This window comes from Streptomyces sp. NPDC058620 (genome assembly GCF_042717135.1).
Taxonomy (GTDB): domain Bacteria; phylum Actinomycetota; class Actinomycetes; order Streptomycetales; family Streptomycetaceae; genus Streptomyces.
Genome location: NZ_JBHXQO010000086.1, coordinates 1 through 19,870, shown reverse-complemented (window position 1 = coordinate 19,870; position 19,870 = coordinate 1). Strand labels below are relative to the sequence as shown.

Sequence of the window (19,870 nt, the reverse complement as noted above, 5' to 3'; positions counted from 1 at the left end):
CCCCTGCACTTTGTGTACAGGGGCCCCTCACTCGTGCTGCGGCGTGGCTCCCGGGTTACGGCCTGCGGGCCGAGGTCACCCGGTACACGTCGTAGACGCCCTCCACGCCCCGCACGGCCTTCAGCACATGTCCGAGGTGCTTCGGGTCGCCCATCTCGAAGGTGAAGCGTGAGGTGGCCACCCGGTCCCTGGACGTCTGAACGGCCGCCGACAGGATGTTGACGTGCTGGTCGGACAGGACGCGGGTGACGTCGGAGAGCAGGCGGGACCGGTCCAGGGCCTCGACCTGGATGGCGACCAGGAAGACCGAGGACTGGGTGGGGGCCCACTCGACCTCGAGGATGCGCTCCGGCTGCTGGGACAGCGAGTCGACGTTGACGCAGTCGGCACGGTGCACCGAGACGCCGCTGCCGCGGGTGACGAAGCCGATGATCGGGTCGCCCGGTACGGGGGTGCAGCAGCGGGCCAGCTTGACCCAGACGTCCTCGACGCCCTTGACGACCACGCCGGGATCGGCGTTGGCGCGGCGCTTGCTGCGACCGCGCGAGGGCGGGGCGCTCTCGGCCAGGTCCTCGTTGGCCGCGTCCTCGCCGCCGAGCGCCTGGACGAGCTTCTGCACGACGCCAGCGGCGGCGACATGGCCCTCGCCGATCGCCGCGTACAGCGAGGAGATGTCGGGGTAGCGCATCTCGTGGGCGAGCGTGACCAGCGAGTCGCCGGTCAGAATCCGCTGGATCGGCAGATTCTGCTTGCGCATGGCGCGCGCGATGGAGTCCTTGCCCTGCTCGATCGCCTCGTCGCGGCGCTCCTTGGAGAACCAGGCGCGGATCTTGTTGCGGGCGCGGGGCGACTTGACGAAGCCGAGCCAGTCCCGGGAGGGCCCGGCGCCGGCCGCCTTGGAGGTGAAGACCTCGACGAGGTCGCCGTTGTCCAGCGTCGATTCGAGCGGTACGAGACGGCCGTTGACCCGTGCCCCTATCGTCCGGTGGCCGACCTCCGTGTGGACCGCGTACGCGAAGTCGACGGGGGTGGCGCCGGCGGGGAGCGCTATGACGTCGCCCTTGGGCGTGAAGACGAAGACCTCGTTGCGGGAGAGGTCGAAGCGCAGGGACTCCAGGAACTCGCTGGGGTCCTCGGTCTCCTTCTGCCAGTCCAGGAGCTGGCGCAGCCACGCCATGTCGTTGACGGAGTCCTGGCCGCGGCCGGTGCTCCTGGGCACGTCGGTACGGACCTTGGAGGCACCCGCGGAGGGCTCCTGCTTGTACTTCCAGTGCGCGGCGATGCCGTACTCGGCGCGGCGGTGCATGTCGAACGTACGGATCTGGAGTTCGACGGGCTTGCCGCTGGGGCCGATCACCGTGGTGTGCAGTGACTGGTACATGTTGAACTTCGGCATCGCGATGTAGTCCTTGAACCGGCCGGGGACCGGATTCCATCGCGCGTGAACGGTGCCGAGCGCCGCGTAACAGTCGCGGACCGTGTCGACAAGTACACGAATCCCCACCAGGTCGTAGATCTCGGCGAAGTCCCGGCCTCGCACGATCATCTTCTGGTAGACGCTGTAATAGTGCTTCGGCCGTCCCGTGACGGTGGCCTTGATGCGGGCGGCGCGCAGGTCGGACTGGACCTCGTCGGTCACTATGGCGAGGTATTCGTCGCGCTTGGGGGCCCGCTCCGCGACGAGGCGGACGATCTCGTCGTACATCTTGGGGTAGAGGATCGCGAAGGCGAGGTCCTCCAGCTCCCACTTGATGGTGTTCATGCCCAGGCGGTGAGCCAGGGGCGCGTAGATCTCAAGGGTCTCGCGGGCCTTCTTCTCCTGCTTCTCCCGCTTGAGATAGCGCATGGTGCGCATGTTGTGCAGGCGGTCGGCGAGCTTGATGACGAGGACCCGGGGGTCCTTCGCCATGGCGACGACCATCTTGCGTACGGTCTCGGCCTGCGCGGCCTCCCCGAACTTGACCTTGTCGAGCTTGGTGACGCCGTCGACCAGCAGCGCGACCTGGTCACCGAAGTCCTTGCGCAGGGTGTCCAGGCCGTACTCGGTGTCCTCCACCGTGTCGTGCAGCAGTCCGGCCATCAGCGTGGCGGGGTCCATGCCGAGCTCGGCGAGGATCGTCGTGACGGCGAGCGGGTGCGTGATGTACGGGTCGCCGCTCTTGCGCTTCTGGCCCCGGTGCCAGCGCTCGGCGACCTGATAGGCGCGCTCGATCTGGCGCAGCGTCGCCGACTCGATCTTGGGGTCGTTGGAGCGGACGCTCCGCAGCAGCGGTTCGAGCACGGGGTTGTACGGGCTGGAGCGCTGGACGCCCAGCCGGGCCAGGCGGGCCCGGACGCGGTTGGACGATCCACCGGAGCGCGGTACGGCGCCGGGCGGGACGACGGGCTTGGCCGCGGGCTTCGCCGCCTGTCCTGCCGGGGGGACGGGATTCACGGGCCCGGCGGCCTGCGCGGGCTTGGCCTGTGCGTCGGCCGCGGGCTTCGGGGGCGCGCTCGGTGCGTCGTCCGCGGGCTTCAGGGGCTCGGCCTGTGCGTCGGCCGCGGGCTTCGGGGGCGCGCTCGGTGCGTCGTCCGCGGGCTTCGGGGGCTCGGCGGCGGCGGGCGGTCCCGGCTCGGCGTTCGCCGCACCCGGAGCCGTTCCGCCGTCCGCGGAGTCTCCCGCCGCAGGCTTCGGCGTGCCCGCCGGCTGCGCCTTCTCGGGCGTGGCTTGGTCCGCCGCGGGCTTGTCGGGCTGCGGGGCGGCGACTGGCTGGGCCTCGTCTGGCAAGAGCGCTCCTCGTGCGGAACCGGGGTACCCGGAAAGCCCATGGTATCGACCCGGTGGCGGGACGACGCCCGGGGACCGTGGGACCCCTCACAACACGGGACGGGCACCCGGATGTTCCCGGGTGCCCGTCCTGTGTGTCCGGCTGTCGTACGCCGCGGGTCCTGCCGTCGGTCAGACGGTGATCAGGGCCTCCAGCGGGGCGCCTCGCAGCGCCGGTTCCAGGCGTGCGCGGCCCGGGAGGAACCCGAGCTCCATGAGGACCGCGACGCCCGCGACCTGGGCGCCGGCCCGCCGGATGAGCTCCAGCGAGGCTTCGGCGGTGCCACCGGTGGCGAGGACGTCGTCGATGACCATGATCCGGTCGTCGGCCGACAGGTCCTCCGCGTGGATCTCGATCTCCGCGTTCCCGTACTCCAGCTCGTACGCCTGGCTGAGCGTGGCTCCGGGCAGCTTTCCGGCCTTGCGGACCGGTACGAAGCCGAGGCCCGCCCGGACCGCGACCGGCGCCGCGAGGATGAAGCCGCGCGCCTCCAGACCGACGATCTTGGTGGCGCCGTGCCGTACGCACAGCTCCGAGAGGGTGTCGGTCAGCAGGGTGAAGGCCACCGGGTCCGCGAGCAGCGGGGTGATGTCCTTGAACATCACGCCCGGCTTCGGATAGTCGGCGACATCGCGGATGCGGCTGAGCAGCAGGTCGCGGGTGGATTCCGTGGTGCTGGTCATCGACGGTTCCCCTGAGTCCGGCCGTGACCCCTGCGCTGGCCGGCGACGGCGCCCGCGGTCTCGGACTCGTCCGTGAAGCCGTCCTGCGGCTGGTCCTCGCCCTCGTCCTCGACGGACTCACCCTTCGCGGCGGCTGCCGCGCGCTTGGCGAGGATCCGCTTCTTCAGCGCCTTCATCTGCGGTTCGCGTTCCTTGAGGTCGGCGACGAGCGGAGTGGCGATGAAGATCGAGGAGTACGCACCGGCCGCGAGGCCGACGAAGAGCGACAGCGAGATGTCGTTCAGCATGCCGGCGCCCAGGACACCGCCACCGATGAACAGCAGACCGGCGACGGGCAGCAGCGCGACGACGGTGGTGTTGATCGAGCGGACCAGGGTGCTGTTGATCGAGCGGTTCGCGACCTCGCTGTAGGTCCAGCGGGTCTGCTTGGTGATCCCCTTCTGGCCCTCCTTGAGGCTGTCGAAGACGACGACCGTGTCGTAGAGGGAGTAACCGAGGATCGTCAGCAGACCGATCACGGTGCCCGGGGTGACCTCGAAGCCGACCAGGGCGTAGATGCCGACCGTGATCGTGATGTCGTGGATCAGCGCGACCAGGGCCGCGATGGCCATACGCCACTCGAAGGCGATGGCGAGGTAGACCACCACGAGGATCATGAAGATCCCGAGACCGGTCCACGCCTTGTTGGCGATCTGCTCACCCCAGCTGGGGCCGACCAGGTCCGCGTTGATCTTCGCCTCGGGCACTCCGAGGTCCTCGGCGAGCTGCGTCTTGATCTGGTTGGCCTTTTCGGTCCCGACCTCGGTGATCTGGATCCGCATGTTGCCGTTGCCGAGCTCCTGCACGATCGCCTCGTGGCCGGATGCCTCGACTGCGCTCTCGTGGGCCTGGGAGACCGAGACCTTGGGCTTCTCGTCGGTCGTGAAGACCGCGCCGCCCTTGAACTCGATGCCCATGTTGAGGCCGCTGACCGCCAGGCCGACGATGGCCGTGATGGTGATCAGGATCGAGACGCCGTACCAGATCTTGCGCTTGCCGATGAAGTCGTAACCGACCTCGCCACGGTAGAGCCGGGCGCCGAGATTGCCGAGTCGCGACATCTCACGCCTCCTTCGGGTGGTCGGTGGGGACGTTGATCCGGCGCGAGCGGCGCAGCGGCGGCTTGGCACCCAGCCGCTTCGGGTCCAGCCCGGACCACGGATGGCCGCTCGAGAAGAACTTCGTGCGGCCCATCAGCGTCATGACGGGCTTGGTGAAGAGGAACACCACGACGACGTCGAGCAGGGTGGTCAGGCCGAGCGTGAACGCGAAGCCCTGGACCTTGCCGACCGTCACGAGGAAGAGCACCGCGGCGGCGAGGAACGACACGAAGTCGGAGACCAGGATCGTGCGCCGGGCACGGGGCCAGGCGCGCTCGATGGCCGGACGCAGGGTGCGGCCTTCGCGGATCTCGTCGCGGACGCGCTCGAAGTACACGATGAAGGAGTCCGCCGTGATACCGATCGCCACGATCGCTCCACAGACCGCGGGCAGGTTCAGCGCGAAGCCGATGGCCGGGCCGAGCAGGGACATGATCGTGTACGTCAGTATGCCGGACACCGCGAGGCTGAGGAGCGCGATGAGCGCCAGTCCGCGGTAGTAGGCGACCAGGTAGATGACGACCAGGGCGAGACCGATGGCGCCGGCGATGAGACCGGCCTTCAGCTGTTCGTCGCCGAGGGCGGCGGTCACGGTGGTGACGCTCTGCTGCTGGAACGACAGCGGGAGTGCACCGTACGAGAGCACGTTGGCCAGGTCCTCGGCCGACTGCTGGGTGAAGCTGCCGGAGATCTCGGCGCTGCCGCTGAGGGTCTCGTTCACCTGCGGTGCGGAGACGACCTCGCCGTCGAGGGAGATCGCGAACTGGTTCTGCGGCGACTGCTGCGACGACAGCTTCTGCGTGATCGTCTGGAACTTCTTGGAGCCCTTGTCGGTGAACTCCATGGAGACGAGCCAGATGCCCCGCTGCTGGTCGAACTGGGCCTTGGCGTCGTCGACGTCCGTACCGGAGACCTCGGCCGGGCCGAGGATGTACTTGGCGTCGCCCTCGGCGCTGCACGCGACCGTGGCGTCCTCGGGCTTGACTCCGTCACCGGCCTTGGCGCGGGCCGCCTCGTCGGTGCAGTCGAGCTCGGTGAACTTCTTCTGCAGCGCGGCGGTGGCCGGGTCGGGCGTCTCAGCGGCGGGCGGCTCCGTCGACGCCGGGGCGTCCGTGGTGCTCGCACCGGGGCTGGGCGTGCCGTCCTTCTTCAGGGCGTCGGTCACCGCACGGCCCTGGGAGGTGGCACTCGACGAGGGAGTGGCCTTCGAACCGGAAGCGGTCTCCTCGTCGCCTGCCTTCGCGCTGGGCGTGGCCTTGGGCGTGCTCGAACCGGTCGCCGAAGGGCTCTCGGAACCCGTGGGCGTCGGCGTTCCGGCGGTGACCGTGATCACGGGCCGGAAGTAGAGCTGGGCGGTCGTGCCGACCTGCTCCTGCGCCTGCTTGGAGTTCGTCCCCTTGGGGATGTTGACGATGATGTTGCGATCGCCCTGGGTCTGGACCTCGGCCTCGGAGACACCCAGACCATTGACACGGCGCTCGATGATGCTGACCGCGGTGTCCATGTTGGTCTTGTTGATCGCGTTCGGCTTGCCGGGCTGGTTCTTGGCCTCGAGCGTGATCGATGTCCCGCCGGCCAGGTCGATGCCCAGCCGCGGCGTGGTGTGACCGGACAGGAACATCCCGCCAGTGAGCGCGACCATGGCGATCAGGATCAGAACCAGGGCACGCCCCGGCCTGCTCTGACCGCCCGCCGGCCCTCGGCCCTTCTTCGGTGCTGCCACCTTCTCGTTTCTCCCTGTCCAACCGCCCCGCGCCGGGTACGCGCCCGAGCGGCCACGAAGTGATGTGGGGACCTGCCCCCCGCAGAAGACCACACGCTCCGTCGGACGCCGCGTACCTGTAGGCGCGCGACGTCCCCGGATCGTGAACTACTTCGTGTCGCCCTTGCCGTCGGACTTGGCGTCCTTCGGGTCGACGGCCTTGCCCTCGGCGTCATCGGCCTCGGCCTTCTTGCCCAGGTCGATCTTCGCGTCGTCCGAGGCGTCGGCGTCGGAGTCCGTGGTGAGCGAGGAGGCGTCGTCGGGCACGATCGCGCCCTCGACCTTCAGGTCCTCGTCGTCGCCGTGGACGATGCGGTTGTACTCCGCGTCGTCGAGGACGGCACCGATCGAGTTCTTGGCGTAGACGGCGTGGACGCCGGGCGCGACCTCAAGGAGAACCGTGTCGTCGTGAAGCTCCTTGACGGTGGCGTACATGCCCCCGATCGTCCGGACGCCGGTGCCGGGCTGCATGTCGTTACGCATCTGCGCAGCCGCCGCCTGCTTCTTCTTGGCGGACCGGGTCATCAGGAACATGGCCCCGATGAGCACGATGAAGGGGAGGAGAGTCACGATATTCACGGGACGGAAATTCCTTCGCACGACCGCGTTGGAATGCGGCCTGGTCTACGGGGGTGGGTACGCCGCCCTGTACGGGCGGCATCGGCGGAGTCTAAGCGAGTCCGCATCATTGGAACAACGCCCAGCATGGCACCGTGGTTCCTCTTCAGGCCAACCCGTGATTCATCACGCCCCGAACAGGCCCTGTTGTCCCTTTCCGCCTTGCTGTGGCGGAACGAGGCCCAGATGTGCCCAGGCCGCGGGGGTGGCGACCCTGCCGCGCGGGGTCCTCGCCAGCAGTCCTTCGCGTACGAGAAAGGGTTCGGCGACCTCTTCGACGGTCTCGCGCTCCTCCCCCACGGCGACCGCGAGGGTGGACAGACCCACGGGTCCGCCGCCGAAGAGTTTCAGCAGGGCGCCGAGCACCGCGCGGTCCAGGCGGTCCAGGCCGCGGGCGTCGACCTCGTACACCCGCAGGGCCGCGGCGGCGATGTCCCGGTCGATCCTGCCGTCGGCCTTGACCTGGGCGTAGTCCCGGACGCGGCGCAGCAGCCGGTTGGCGATACGGGGGGTGCCCCGGGAGCGTCCGGCGATCTCCGCGGCGCCGATCACGTCGATCTCGACGTCGAGGAGGCGGGCGGAGCGGTGGATGACGCGCTCCAGCTCGGAGGGGCTGTAGAACTCCATGTGCCCGGTGAAGCCGAAGCGGTCGCGCAGCGGAGGCGGCAGCAGGCCGGCGCGGGTGGTGGCGCCGACCAGAGTGAAGGGCGGCAGCTCCAGGGGGATCGCGGTGGCGCCGGGGCCCTTGCCGACGATGACGTCGACCCGGAAGTCCTCCATGGCCATGTAGAGCATCTCTTCGGCGGGCCGCGACATGCGGTGGATCTCGTCGAGGAAGAGGACCTCGCCCTCCTGGAGGGAGGAGAGGATCGCCGCGAGGTCGCCCGCGTGCTGGATGGCGGGGCCCGAGGTGATCCGGATCGGGGCGTTCATCTCAGCCGCGATGATCATGGACAGGGTGGTCTTGCCGAGCCCCGGGGCACCGGAGAGCAGGACGTGGTCGGCGGTGGCCCCGCGGGCACGGGCGGCCTTGAGGACCAGGTCGAGCTGCTCACGGACCTTCTCCTGGCCGACGAACTCGTCGAGGTCCTTCGGGCGCAGCGCCGCTTCGACCGCGGTGTCCTCGCCGTCGGCCCCGGCGTCGACCAGCCGGTCGTCCAGCCCGTCGTCGAGGTGCGGACGCTCGTCGGTGTCGGGTCCGGTCTCGTCCCAGTTCATTCGGTCAGTCCCGCCTCGGGTGTCTCGGTGCCGGGCCGTGCGGTGCCGGACCGGAGTGGTGCTTGGGTTCAGCGTGCGCGGTTGAGTGTCTGAAGGGCGGCGCGCAGCAGTTGCGGCACGGGCGGCTGGGCGCCGTCCGCGATCGCGGCCTCGGCCTGCGGGGCCACGGCGGTGACCGCCTCGTCGGCCTCGCGGGTCGCGTACCCGAGGCCGATCAGGGCCGCCTGGAGCTGGTCGCGCCAGCCCGAGGTGACCGGGGTGCCGATGCCCTGCTGCCCGATGTGGGCGCCGACCGGCTCCCCGAGTCGGTCCTTCAGCTCAAGGAGCAGCTTCTGGGCACCCTTCTTGCCGATCCCGGAGACGGCGGTGAGCGCCTTCTCGTCGCCGGTGGCGACCGCGATGCGCAGGGCGTCGGGACTGTGGGTGGCGAGCATGGCCTGGGCGAGCCGGGGGCCGACGCCACTGGCGGTCTGGAGCAGTTCGAAGACCTGGCGCTCGTCGTCGTCGGTGAAGCCGTAGAGCGTGAGCGAGTCCTCCCGTACGACCAGGGAGGTCGCCAGTCTGGCCTCCTTGCCGATCCGCAGGCCGGCGAGGGTGTGGGGGGTGCACTGGACGGCCATGCCGATGCCGCCGACCTCGATCACGGCCGTGGCCGGGGCGAGGGCGGCCACCGGGCCTGAGACGAAGGCGATCATGCGGTACGGCCTTTCAGGGTGCGATGGGCGGCGACGGCCTGCTGGAGCCTGTTCTGCGCGGGGGCCCGCCAGATATGGCAGATGGCGAGCGCGAGGGCGTCGGCGGCGTCGGCCGGTCTAGGCGGCGCGTCGAGCCGCAGGAGGCGGGCCACCATGGCGCCGACCTGGTCCTTGTCGGCACGTCCGGAGCCGGTGACGGCGGCCTTGACCTCGCTGGGGGTGTGCAGGGCCACGGGGATGCCGCGCCGCGAGGCGCACAGCATGGCGACCGCGCTGGCCTGGGCGGTGCCCATCACCGTACGCACGTTGTGCTGGCTGAACACCCGCTCCACGGCGACGAATTCGGGGCGGTGCGTGTCGAGCCACTCCTCGATGCCGCGCTCGATGGCGACCAGACGGTGACCGAGCTCCGCGTCGGCCGGGGTGCGGACGACGCCGACTCCGATCATCGTCAGGGGGCGTCCCGCCACGCCGTCGACGACTCCGACCCCGCACCGGGTCAGCCCCGGGTCCACGCCGAGTACACGCATGAAGCGCCCCCTCCCCTCACCGATCGGTCAACTGTTCCCGCAGGCTATCGGCTCGCACTGACAATGCGACGGGCCGACGGGGTGTGTCCCCGTCGGCCCGTCGGCTCCGCCTGTGCGGCGACTGCCCGGATGTCAGGCGTCGACCTTCTCCATGACCTCGTCGGAGACGTCGAAGTTGGCGAAGACGTTCTGCACGTCGTCGCTGTCCTCCAGCGCGTCGATGAGCTTGAAGATCTTGCGTGCGCCCTCTTCGTCGAGGTCGACCTGCATGGTGGGCAGGAAGTTGGCCTCGGCGGAGTCGTAGTCGATGCCGGCGTCCTGGAGCGCGGTACGGACCGCGACCATGTCGGTGGCCTCGCTGACGACCTCGAACGTCTCACCGAGGTCGTTGACCTCCTCGGCACCCGCGTCGAGCACGGCACCGAGGACGTCGTCCTCGGACAGCTCGCCCTTGGGGACGATCACGACGCCCTTGCGGTTGAAGAGGTACGAGACCGAACCCGGGTCGGCCATCGAACCACCGTTGCGGGTCATGGCGACCCGTACGTCGGACGCGGCACGGTTGCGGTTGTCGGTGAGGCACTCGATGAGCACCGCGACACCGTTCGGGCCGTAGCCCTCGTACATGATCGTCTCGTAGTCGGCGCCGCCCGCTTCGAGACCGCCACCGCGCTTGACCGCGGAGTCGATGTTCTTGTTCGGGACGGAGCTCTTCTTCGCCTTCTGGATGGCGTCGACGAGCGTCGGGTTGCCTTCGGGGTCCACACCGCCGGAGCGGGCCGCGACCTCGATGTTCTTGATCAGCTTCGCGAAGAGCTTGCCGCGCTTGGCGTCAATCACGGCCTTCTTGTGCTTCGTCGTAGCCCATTTAGAGTGGCCGGACATCTGCCTTCTCCTTCGCGTCACCAAAATCGATCCGAACCCGAGAGATCCTACCGGGGTCGAGTCAGCGGACTGCGCGCACCATGTCGACGAAGAGTGCGTGAACCCGGTGGTCTCCGGTCAGTTCCGGGTGGAATGAGGTGGCAAGGGCGTTTCCCTGCCGTACGGCGACAATATGACCGCCGTGCTCGGCGATGACCTGGACCTGCGCCCCGACAGATTCGACCCAGGGTGCCCGGATGAACACGCCTTCGACCGGCCCGTCCGCGATCCCGTCGACGTCGACAGCCGCCTCGAACGATTCGTTCTGGCGTCCGAAGGCGTTGCGGCGCACGATCATGTCGATACCGCCGACGGTCTCCTGGCCCGAGCGCGGGTCGAGGATCTTGTCGGCGAGCAGGATCATGCCGGCGCAGGTTCCGTAGACCGGCATCCCGGCGCGCACGCGTTCGCGGAGCGGGTCCAGCATGCCGAAGAGCACGGCCAGCTTGGACATGGTGGTGGATTCGCCGCCGGGAATGACGAGACCGTCGACCTCGGCGAGCTCCTCGGGGCGCCGGACCGGCCTGGCCAGGGCGTCAGCCGAGGCCAGGGCGATCAGGTGTTCCCGTACGTCGCCCTGGAGAGCCAGGACTCCGATCACAGGGGTGTCGCTCATCAGTGACTACCAGCCGCGGTTGGCGTAGCGCTCGGTCTCGGGCAGGGTGTCGCAGTTGATGCCGACCATGGCCTCGCCCAGGTTGCGGGAGGCGTCCGCGATGATCTTCGGGTCGTCGTAGAAGGTGGTGGCCTTCACGATCGCGGCGGCGCGCTTGGCGGGGTCGCCGGACTTGAAGATGCCGGAGCCGACGAAGACGCCCTCGGCACCGAGCTGGCGCATCAGCGCGGCGTCGGCGGGGGTCGCGACGCCACCCGCGGAGAAGAGGACGACGGGCAGCTTGCCGAGCTCGGCGACCTCCTTGACCAGCTCGTACGGGGCGCGGAGCTCCTTGGCGGCGGCGTACAGCTCGTTGTTGTCGTAGCCGCGCAGCCGGGCGATCTCGTTCTTGATCTGGCGCAGGTGGCGGACGGCCTCGACGACGTTGCCGGTGCCGGCCTCGCCCTTCGAGCGGATCATGGCCGCGCCCTCGGCGATGCGGCGCAGGGCCTCGCCCAGGTTGGTGGCGCCACAGACGAACGGGGTCGTGAAGGCGAACTTGTCGCTGTGGTTGACCTCGTCGGCCGGGGTCAGGACCTCGGACTCGTCGATGTAGTCGACGCCGAGGGACTGCAGGACCTGGGCCTCGACGAAGTGGCCGATGCGCGACTTGGCCATGACCGGGATGGAGACGGCCTCGATGATCTCTTCGATCATGTTCGGGTCGGACATCCGGGCCACGCCGCCGTCCTTACGGATGTCGGCGGGCACCCGCTCCAGGGCCATGACGGCCACGGCGCCCGCGTCCTCGGCGATCTTCGCCTGCTCGGCGTTGACGACGTCCATGATCACGCCACCCTTGAGCTGCTCGGCCATACCGCGCTTGACGCGGCTGGTGCCGATGGCCGGGGAGTCGGTGGACTGCTGGGTGCTGGGAAGCGTGGACACGGATCGACCTCACTGGGAGAAAGACGCTGACTGGTGCAAGGCTGAGCAAACGCCCCGGGACCAGTCCACAGCAAGGGCCAATAAGTACCCCGTGGATCGTTTTGGCCCCGGTCTCAGGATCCGGGACGGTCCGCGAGAGCCACCGGTGGCTCGTCGTCCATCTCGAACGCGAGGGGGAAGGGCGCATGTCCGGCGAGCCGGAACAGGCGCACCGTCCGGTGTCTGCGCAGCGCACGGGCCGCGCGCACCGCGTCGTTGTGGAAGCGCCGCGCCATCGGCACCCGGCGCACCGCTGCCGCCAGTTCGGCCGCCGCCTCGACTCCACCGGGGATCTCCTGCACGGCTTCGACCTGGGCCGTCTCACCGAAGACGGCGCGCAGCGCGGTGCTCAGCTCGCTCTCGGTGACCTCCCGCTGCTCCTCCTCCGCCTGCCGGGCGGCGTGCGCGGCCTCGTACAGGACGATGGAGGCGGCCGGGTCGAGGACACCGGACGTGGCCAGTTCCTGGGTGACCGAGGCGCGGCGCAGCAGTTGGGCGTCGAGCGCGGCCCGGGCCGCGTCGATCCGTGCGTGCAGCCGGTCCAGCCTTCCGGCGGTCCAGCTGAGGTACAGGCCGATCGCGACCAGCGCGACGGCGGTCCAGATGAGGGTTTCGGTCACGGGCGGCAAGGCTACCGTCGCGCGGGCCGCCCCCCGGCCGCTCCCTGCTCCCCGGAGAACGGACCGAGGTCACTCCCGGTGGCCGGAGCCGGTGAACGGACCGCAGCACACCGGGAGTTGGGGCCTGTGACCGGATATCCGGCGGGCCTCAGTCCCGGGCCAGCCCGAACCGCGCCCGCAGCCCCGTGCGCTCGTCCGCGGCCACCGAGGCCGCCCCGTCCGTCACCGTCTCGTACACCGCCAGGATGTCCGCGCCCACCGTCGACCAGTCGAAGCGGCGCACATGCGCGCTGCCCCGCTCGCGCAGCCCGGCACGCCGCTCAGGGTCGCCCAGGAGGCGGATCGCAGCCGTGGCCAGCGCGTCGGCGTCCTCGTTGGCGAAGAGCTCACCCGCCGAACCCTGGTCCAGCACCTGGGCGAACGCGTCCAGATCGCTCGCGAGCACCGGCGCCGCGGCCGACAGCGCCTCGACCAGGATGATGCCGAAGCTCTCGCCCCCGGTGTTCGGCGCGACGTACACATCGACGCTGCGCAGCAGGCGCGCCTTGTCCTCGTCGCTGACCATGCCGAGGAATTCCACGCGGTCGCGCAGTTCCCTGGGCAGGGAGGCGACCGCCTCCTCCTCGTCACCGCGGCCCGCGACCAGCAGCCTGGCCTCGGGGCGGGCGGCGAGGATCGCGGGCATGGCCTTCATCAGGACCGGCAGGCCCTTCCGCGGCTCGTCGATGCGCCCTATGAACCCGATCGTCCCGCCCTGCCACTCGGCCTTGGGCTCGGCCCGCGCGAAGAAGTCCACGTCGACGCCGTTGGGAATGACGACGGCGTCGCCGCCCAGATGCTCGACCAGGGTCCGGCGCGCGTACTCGCTCACCGCGATCCGCGCACGGATCTTCTCCAGCGCGGGCTGAAGGATCGGATAGGCCGCGATCATCGCCCGGGAACGGGGATTGGACGTGTGGAACGTGGCGACGATCGGCCCCTGCGCCGCCCAGCACGCGAGCAGCCCCAGCGAGGGCGAGGTGGGTTCGTGGATGTGGATCACGTCGAACGTGCCGTCGTGCAGCCACCTGCGCACCCGTGCCGCCGAAAGGAAGCCGAAGTTCAGCCGCGCGACGGACCCGTTGTACGGGACGGGGACGGCCCGGCCCGCCGAGACCACGTACGGCGGCAGCGGTGTCTCGTCGTCCGCGGGCGCCAGAACGGAGACCTGATGGCCGAGGCGGATCAGGTGTTCGGCGAGGTCACGGATGTGGAACTGCACGCCACCCGGTACGTCCCAGGAGTACGGGCAGACGATGCCGATCTTCACGGCTGTTCCCCTCGGGGCTCCAGATCGGAGATCCAGAGGCGCTGCAGCATGTGCCAGTCCTCCGGATGCTCGGCGATTCCGACGGCGAAGGCATCGGCCAGCGCCTGTGTCATCACCAACGTCTTCTCGGCGCGGTCGCCCGTAACGGGCTCCTCGACAGGCGGGTGGACGCGCACCTTCATGACGGGGGTGCCGTCGTACCAGAGCGTGACGGGGAGCAGGAGCGCCCCGGTCTGCTGGGCCAGCAGCGCCGGTCCCGCCGGCATCCGCGCGGTGTCGCCGAAGAAGGTCACCTCGACGCCGGAGGACGACAGATCACGGTCGGCGACCAGACAGACGAGGCCACCGGCCCGCAGCCGCCGCGCCAGCGTGCCGAAGGCCGCGCCGCCGTTGTGCGGCAGCACCTCCATGCCGAGGCCCTCGCGGTAGGCGACGAACCGGTCGTAGAGCGATTCGGGCTTGAGGCGTTCCGCGACGGTGGTGAAGCCGACCTTGAGACCGGTGGTGACCCAGGCACCCGCCAGGTCCCAGTTCGCCAGATGCGGAAGGGCCAGGATGACGCCCCGCCCGGCGTCGAGGCCCTCCGTCACACGGTGGATCTCCCGCACGTCGATGCTGTCGTTGATCCGCCGCGGGGTCCACGTGGGCAGCCGGAAGGACTCCAGCCAGTAGCGCATGTACGAGCGCATACCGGCCTTGGACAGCTCGGCGAGACGGGCGGCGTCCGCGTCGGGCACCACCCGCGCCAGATTCGACTCCAGCCGCAGCACGCTCTTGCCGCGCCGCTTCCACACCTGGTCGGCGATGGTGCGGAAGAGCGCCCGCGCCGCAGGCTCGGGCAGCTTCTTGACCGCGCCCCAGCCGAGCCCGTACAGCCCGTCCGTCAACCGTTCCCGCAGACCGTCGTCCGTGCCGCTCACTGGGCGGCCTCGCTCCCCTGCTCCGCCGACGCGGCGGCCGCATCGGCCTCCGCGGACTCGCGTCGCACGGTCACCACACGCTGGATCAGCGTCACCAGGCTGCCCACGGCGACGATCCACAGTGCGATCGGCAGCAGGATCTCGATCCCGGGGACACCGAAGGTGTGCAGTCCGGCGAGCCCGGCGGCGACCAGCGAGATCACCAGACGCTCGGCGCGCTCCACGAGACCGTTGACCGCGACCGGCAGGCCGATCGATTCGCCGCGTGCCTTCGTGTACGAGACCACCTGGCCGCTCGCCAGGCAGAAGATCGCCACCGCGCACAGCACGTTGTCGTCACCGCCGCCCGCGTACCAGAGCGCGAACCCGGCGAAGATCGCCCCGTCGGCGACGCGGTCGAGCGTCGAATCGAGGAACGCGCCCCACCGGCTGGAGATCCCCGCCTGCCGGGCCATATTGCCGTCGACGAGGTCCGAGAAGACGAAGATCGTGATGACGATCGTGCCCCAGAAGAACTCCCCCATCGGGAAGAAGACCAGCGCACCTGCCATCACTCCGGCCGTGCCGACGAGCGTGACCGCGTCGGGGCTGACCCCTAGACGGAGCAGCAGAGCGGCGAACGGTGTGAGGACACGCGTAAAAAATGCACGCGCGTACTTGTTCAGCATGGCCTTCCCGAGGTTCGGCGGGCCGCGCGGCCACTGCGGCCACCGGCTGGCCCATCGTAGTCACGACCCGTGAGCTCCACCGGCCGGGCACCCGCTCCGGGAGTGTGTCGCCGTCCCGGACCCTCACGCCCGACGTGTGGACGCCGCCCGAAGTGAGTGGAAAGCTCGGAATTACCGCGGGCGTCGACACAGCCGCCGCGACGGCTCCTCCGTGCCCGTGCACATCTATCTCCCCTCACCGCGCAGCGCTCCCCGCGCACCGCGCACACCACCGGGAGGCACACATCATGGGCGACAGGGCGCACAACCACACCGGGGCCGCCGGCAGGGTGGCGACGGCCGACCGGCCCACTTCCCTACGCAACGTGGTACTGGTCGGCCACAGCGGCTCGGGCAAGACCACCCTGGTCGAAGCACTCGCGCGGACGACGGGGGCGGTCAACCGGGCCGGCCGGGTCGAGGACGGCGGGACCGTCTCCGACTACGACGAGATCGAGCACCACAGGCAACGCTCCGTACAGCTCTCGCTGGTCCCCGTCGAATGGGACGGCTACAAGATAAATCTGCTGGACACCCCCGGCTACGCGGACTTCGTCGGGGAACTCAGGGCCGGTCTGCGCGCAGCGGACGCGGCCCTTTTCGTCGTCTCCGCCGCCCAGGAGGCGGACGCCGTCGAGGGCACGACCCGCGCCCTGTGGGACGAGTGCGCGGCCGTCGGAATGCCGCGGGCCATCGTCGTCACCCACCTCGACACCGCCCGCACCTCCTTCGACGGAATGACCCGCGTCTGCGCCGAACTCTTCGGCGGCGAGGACCCCGACGCCGTGGTCCCGCTCCATCTGCCCGTACGCGGCCCCCAGGCCCCGGACGGGCACGCGCCCCTCACCGGGCTCACCGGGCTGCTCTCGCAGCGGATCTTCGACTACTCCTCCGGCGAACGGCGGGAGACCCCGCCGGACGACGGCGGGCAGGAGCCGCTCAGGGACGCCCGCAAGCGGCTCATCGAGGGGATCATCGCCGAGAGCGAGGACGAGACCCTGATGGACCGCTATCTGGCCGGCGGCGACATCGACACCAGGACCCTCGTCGACGACCTGGAACGTGCCGTCGCACGTGGCGTCTTCCACCCCGTCCTCACCGCCGCCCCCGCCGCCGACGGCGCACGCCAGGGCGTCGGAACCGTCGAACTCCTGGAGCTCGTCACCGGCGGCTTCCCCGCCCCGCCGGAACGCGCCCTCCCCGCCGTCACCACCCCGCAGGGGGCCCCGCGCCCCGCCCCCGTCTGTGATCCGCAGGGCCCCCTGGTCGCGGAGGTCGTCAAAACGGCGTCCGACCCCTACGTCGGCCGGATGTCCCTCGTACGTGTCTTCTCCGGCACGCTGCGCCCCGACGACACCGTGCACGTCTGCGGCCACGGCCTCACCGATCCGGGACGCGAGGAGCGCCCCTCCCACGACGCCGAGATCCGGGTGGGCGCGCTCACCTCGCCCTTCGGGAAACAGCAGCGGCCCGTCACCCAGTGCATCGCGGGAGACCTCGCGTGCGTCGCCCGGCTCGGCGCGGCCGAGACCGGGGACACCCTTTCCGCCAAGGACGATCCGAGGCTCATGGAGCCGTGGACCATGCCCGATCCACTGCTGCCGGTCGCCATCCGCGCCCACAGCAAGACGGACGAGGACAAGCTCTCGCAGGGCCTGTCGCGGCTGGTCGCCGAGGACCCCACCATGCGTCTCGAACAGAACCAGGACACCCACCAGGTCGTCCTGTGGTGCATGGGCGAGGCACACCGGGACGTCGCCCTGGAACGGCTGCGCAGCCACTACGGAGTCCAGGTCGACACGGTCCCCCACCGCGTCCCCCTGCGCGAGACGTTCGCCACCCGGTGCACCGGACGCGGCCGGAACGTCAAACAGTCCGGCGGCCACGGCCAGTACGCCATCTGCGAGATCGAGGTGGAGCCGCTGCCGCCCGGCACGGGCATCGAGTTCGTCGACAAGGTCGTCGGCGGATCCGTCCCGCGCCAGTTCATCCCGTCCGTCGAGAAGGGCCTGCGCGCCCAGGCAGCCCGGGGAGTCGCCTCGGGCCACCCCCTCGTCGACGTACGCATCACCCTGCTCGACGGAAAGGCCCACTCGGTGGACTCCTCCGACGCGGCCTTCCAGACGGCCGCTGCACTGGCCCTGCGCGAAGCGTCGGCGGACACCCGTATGCAACTGCTCGAACCGGTGGCCGAGCTCAGTGTCCTGGTCCCCGACGACTACGTGGGAGCGGTCATGAGCGACCTGTCCGGCCGGCGCGGGAGGGTCGTCGGTACCGAACAGGAACCTGGCGGACGCACCGTCGTGCGGGCCGAAGTGCCCGAGCTGGAGATCGGCCGGTACGCCGTCGACCTGCGGTCCCTCGCCCACGGCACGGGACGCTTCGACCGCGTCTACGCCCGCCACGAGGCGATGCCACCCCAGCTGGCCGACCGCGTCCGCGAGGAACGGGAAGGGGCAAGGGACTGAGCACGGCCGGTACGACGCACGCGTACGTACCCCGTCCGCGGGCCAGTCCGCACCGCGGAGGACGGTGATCCGGTCAGAACGATAGGCTGTGGGCCCAGCTCAGAAGGTGTGCCGCGTACGGTAGTTGGGAAAAGCGCCAGGGGCAGACCGTGCGGCGAGTGGGGGCGGCAGTGGCCAACGACGGATTCGATTTCTCTCCCGGAGCGCAGATCCCGCTCCAGGGCTCGGCGGGACAGGCGGTGGCGACCAACGCCCTCGCCTCCGCCGCGTACCGTGACAGCCCGGTGGAGGAGATCCTCAAGGCCAACAACGAGTGGCACACATCGGAAGTGAAAGAGGGCGACTCCAAACTCTTCAAGTCCGCCTACTTCAAGCCGAATCTCGGCGAGGCGTTCTCCCGCGCCGTCCAGGAACGCATGCTGGGCGGCGGCCGCAACGCCCTGATCCAGTCGTTCGGCACCGACCCGCAGACCGTCGTCGAGCACTGCCTGTCCGCGACCGGCCTGCGCAAGGAGCGGGACACCAAGCTGACTCTCGTCACCACGGTGTTCGGCTTCGCGTTCCTCCCCGGCCTGCTGCTCTGGGTCCTCGCCTTCCGGCTGCGCGACTCCCTCAACAAGTCGAAGGACACCGCCTTCCGGGCCCTGGGCGGCATCCTGCTCGCCGCCTTCGGCATCGGCGCCCTGGTTCTCTTCATAAAGCTTCCGGTCACCGGATTCCTCGCGCTCTATCTGCGCGGGATGATCATCGCCCCCGTCATCGGCTGGCTCCTCGCCAAGCGGATCGCGGAAACCTCCGCCAAGGACATGCGGTCCCGCTGGGAAGGGCTCCTCTCCGGCGCCGGCGTCATCGCCAAGATCCCGGACTCCGTACCCAAGAACCCCAACGAGACGGCTCGTGAAGCGCTCCGCCAGGGTCTGGAGAAGCTCTCCGCCGAGCAGCAGTCCAACTCCGTCTTCTACGCGGGCCCCAAGGGCATCCTCGGCATGGGCACCCGCTGGGGCAGCTGGCAGCTCGCCGAGAACCTCGTCGCCAAGGACCCTGCGAAGGAGATCCACCAGTTCCGCAGCTGGGACCTGATACGGGTCATCCACGACCAGCTGAAGATGCTGGAGCGCGGTCCGCTCAACACCGGCGGCTTCCCCACCCCGTCCGTGAAGCACTGGATCGTCTCCCCCGTCGGCGAGAAGGCGGACTCGGTCTCCCGCCCCGCCGGCGAGGACGTCGCCACCTTCCAGGTCAAGCCGCACGAGATACAGCGCATCTGCAACCACCAGCAGTTCGGCAGCGGCGACCGGCACTACCTGGGCGTCCAGTTCACCCTCTGGGACGGCCAGCTGGTCATCACCATGATGATCACCGTGACCGTGCTGCACGAGACGCTGCGCATCGAAGTCACCGGCCACGCGCTGGGACCCGTGCACGGGCTCTTCCTCTCCAAGCCCGAGGCCGAGACCAAGACGGTCAAGAAGGCCGTCAGGTTCTGGGAGACCCGCAAGATCAACCTCCCGCTCGTCAAGGCCAACGAAGTCGTCAGGCTCGCGCTGCGCGCCCCGCTGACCTGGTACCCGCCGCTCCTCGACTACCTGGGCGGCAAGATCGTCCTCCCCGAGCCCTTCGGCCTGCGCCACGCCTGGGCGGCGCAGCCGTGGAACCACCGGTTCATGGCCGACGACGCCCTGCGCGCGGCCGCCCCCGTCCTGCGCGCCGTGCACGCCGCGGCCATCAGGGTCCTGGAGGAGAACGGCGTCGACACCGAACGCTTCGACAACCGCTCCATGGTCCTCAGCGGACTGGTGCAGGACGCGGCCCCGAAGAAGGCCGACGTGTACGACGCGTAGGCACGGCCCGGCACAGCGAAAGGGGCGCCCCCGGCACACGCCGGGGG

Annotated in this window: 17 protein-coding genes; 2 read left to right on the top strand and 15 right to left on the bottom strand. The window is 69.9% G+C overall.

Annotated features, from left to right (window positions below; genetic code table 11):
* Positions 1–55 precede the first annotated feature (55 nt).
* The 15 genes from ACFWSK_RS35435 to pgsA form a co-directional block, all read right to left on the bottom strand.
* Positions 56–2,767: a RelA/SpoT family protein gene (locus ACFWSK_RS35435; protein WP_383795631.1), complete on the bottom strand. Its 2,712-nt coding sequence runs from the start codon at positions 2,765–2,767 to the stop codon at positions 56–58.
* Between the two features lie 171 nt (positions 2,768–2,938).
* Positions 2,939–3,490: an adenine phosphoribosyltransferase gene (locus tag ACFWSK_RS35430; protein WP_383795628.1), complete on the bottom strand. Its 552-nt coding sequence runs from the start codon at positions 3,488–3,490 to the stop codon at positions 2,939–2,941.
* Positions 3,487–4,590 (bottom strand): protein translocase subunit SecF, encoded by a 1,104-nt coding sequence (gene secF / locus ACFWSK_RS35425; protein ID WP_383795626.1) that lies wholly within the window; start codon positions 4,588–4,590, stop codon positions 3,487–3,489. The genes ACFWSK_RS35430 and secF overlap by 4 nt, the downstream gene beginning before the upstream one ends.
* Position 4,591: 1 nt before the next feature.
* Positions 4,592–6,352 carry a protein translocase subunit SecD gene (gene secD / locus ACFWSK_RS35420; RefSeq protein WP_383795624.1) on the bottom strand — a complete coding sequence of 587 codons (1,761 nt, stop codon included), beginning with the start codon at positions 6,350–6,352 and terminating at the stop codon, positions 4,592–4,594.
* Between the two features lie 147 nt (positions 6,353–6,499).
* A complete protein-coding gene (gene yajC / locus ACFWSK_RS35415) occupies positions 6,500–6,970 on the bottom strand; it encodes a preprotein translocase subunit YajC (RefSeq protein WP_383795621.1) in 471 nt (156 codons plus the stop codon).
* Positions 6,971–7,135: 165 nt separating this feature from the next.
* Positions 7,136–8,227 carry a Holliday junction branch migration DNA helicase RuvB gene (gene ruvB, locus ACFWSK_RS35410; RefSeq protein WP_383795618.1) on the bottom strand — a complete coding sequence of 364 codons (1,092 nt, stop codon included), beginning with the start codon at positions 8,225–8,227 and terminating at the stop codon, positions 7,136–7,138.
* Positions 8,228–8,295: 68 nt separating this feature from the next.
* On the bottom strand, positions 8,296–8,922 hold the full coding sequence (gene ruvA / locus ACFWSK_RS35405) for a Holliday junction branch migration protein RuvA (RefSeq protein WP_383795616.1): 627 nt from the start codon (positions 8,920–8,922) through the stop codon (positions 8,296–8,298).
* Entirely contained in the window at positions 8,919–9,452 is a 534-nt protein-coding gene (ruvC, locus tag ACFWSK_RS35400; protein WP_383795613.1) for a crossover junction endodeoxyribonuclease RuvC, read from the bottom strand. Before ruvC ends, ruvA begins: the two co-directional genes overlap by 4 nt.
* A gap of 132 nt (positions 9,453–9,584) precedes the next feature.
* A complete protein-coding gene (locus tag ACFWSK_RS35395) occupies positions 9,585–10,337 on the bottom strand; it encodes a YebC/PmpR family DNA-binding transcriptional regulator (protein ID WP_328909077.1) in 753 nt (250 codons plus the stop codon).
* 61 nt (positions 10,338–10,398) lie between these two features.
* On the bottom strand, positions 10,399–10,992 hold the full coding sequence (gene pdxT / locus ACFWSK_RS35390) for a pyridoxal 5'-phosphate synthase glutaminase subunit PdxT (RefSeq protein ID WP_383795610.1): 594 nt from the start codon (positions 10,990–10,992) through the stop codon (positions 10,399–10,401).
* A 6-nt stretch (positions 10,993–10,998) separates the two neighbouring features.
* Positions 10,999–11,919, bottom strand: coding sequence for a pyridoxal 5'-phosphate synthase lyase subunit PdxS (pdxS, locus tag ACFWSK_RS35385; RefSeq protein ID WP_362840188.1), 921 nt, complete (start codon positions 11,917–11,919; stop codon positions 10,999–11,001).
* Between the two features lie 113 nt (positions 11,920–12,032).
* Positions 12,033–12,578, bottom strand: a complete 546-nt coding sequence (locus ACFWSK_RS35380) for a hypothetical protein (RefSeq protein ID WP_383795607.1) — start codon at positions 12,576–12,578, stop codon at positions 12,033–12,035.
* A gap of 148 nt (positions 12,579–12,726) precedes the next feature.
* Positions 12,727–13,887 (bottom strand): glycosyltransferase family 4 protein, encoded by a 1,161-nt coding sequence (locus ACFWSK_RS35375; protein WP_383795604.1) that lies wholly within the window; start codon positions 13,885–13,887, stop codon positions 12,727–12,729.
* Entirely contained in the window at positions 13,884–14,807 is a 924-nt protein-coding gene (locus tag ACFWSK_RS35370) for a phosphatidylinositol mannoside acyltransferase (protein WP_383795601.1), read from the bottom strand. The genes ACFWSK_RS35375 and ACFWSK_RS35370 overlap by 4 nt, the downstream gene beginning before the upstream one ends.
* Positions 14,804–15,475: a phosphatidylinositol phosphate synthase gene (pgsA, locus tag ACFWSK_RS35365; protein ID WP_383795598.1), complete on the bottom strand. Its 672-nt coding sequence runs from the start codon at positions 15,473–15,475 to the stop codon at positions 14,804–14,806. The genes ACFWSK_RS35370 and pgsA overlap by 4 nt, the downstream gene beginning before the upstream one ends.
* A 287-nt stretch (positions 15,476–15,762) precedes the next feature.
* Between pgsA and ACFWSK_RS35360 the strand changes: the two genes are divergently transcribed.
* Both ACFWSK_RS35360 and ACFWSK_RS35355 read left to right on the top strand, forming a co-directional pair.
* On the top strand, positions 15,763–17,982 hold the full coding sequence (locus ACFWSK_RS35360; RefSeq protein ID WP_383795595.1) for an elongation factor G-like protein EF-G2: 2,220 nt from the start codon (positions 15,763–15,765) through the stop codon (positions 17,980–17,982).
* 170 nt (positions 17,983–18,152) lie between these two features.
* Positions 18,153–19,823, top strand: a complete 1,671-nt coding sequence (locus ACFWSK_RS35355; RefSeq protein WP_383795634.1) for a hypothetical protein — start codon at positions 18,153–18,155, stop codon at positions 19,821–19,823.
* The last annotated feature ends 47 nt before the right edge of the window (positions 19,824–19,870 follow it).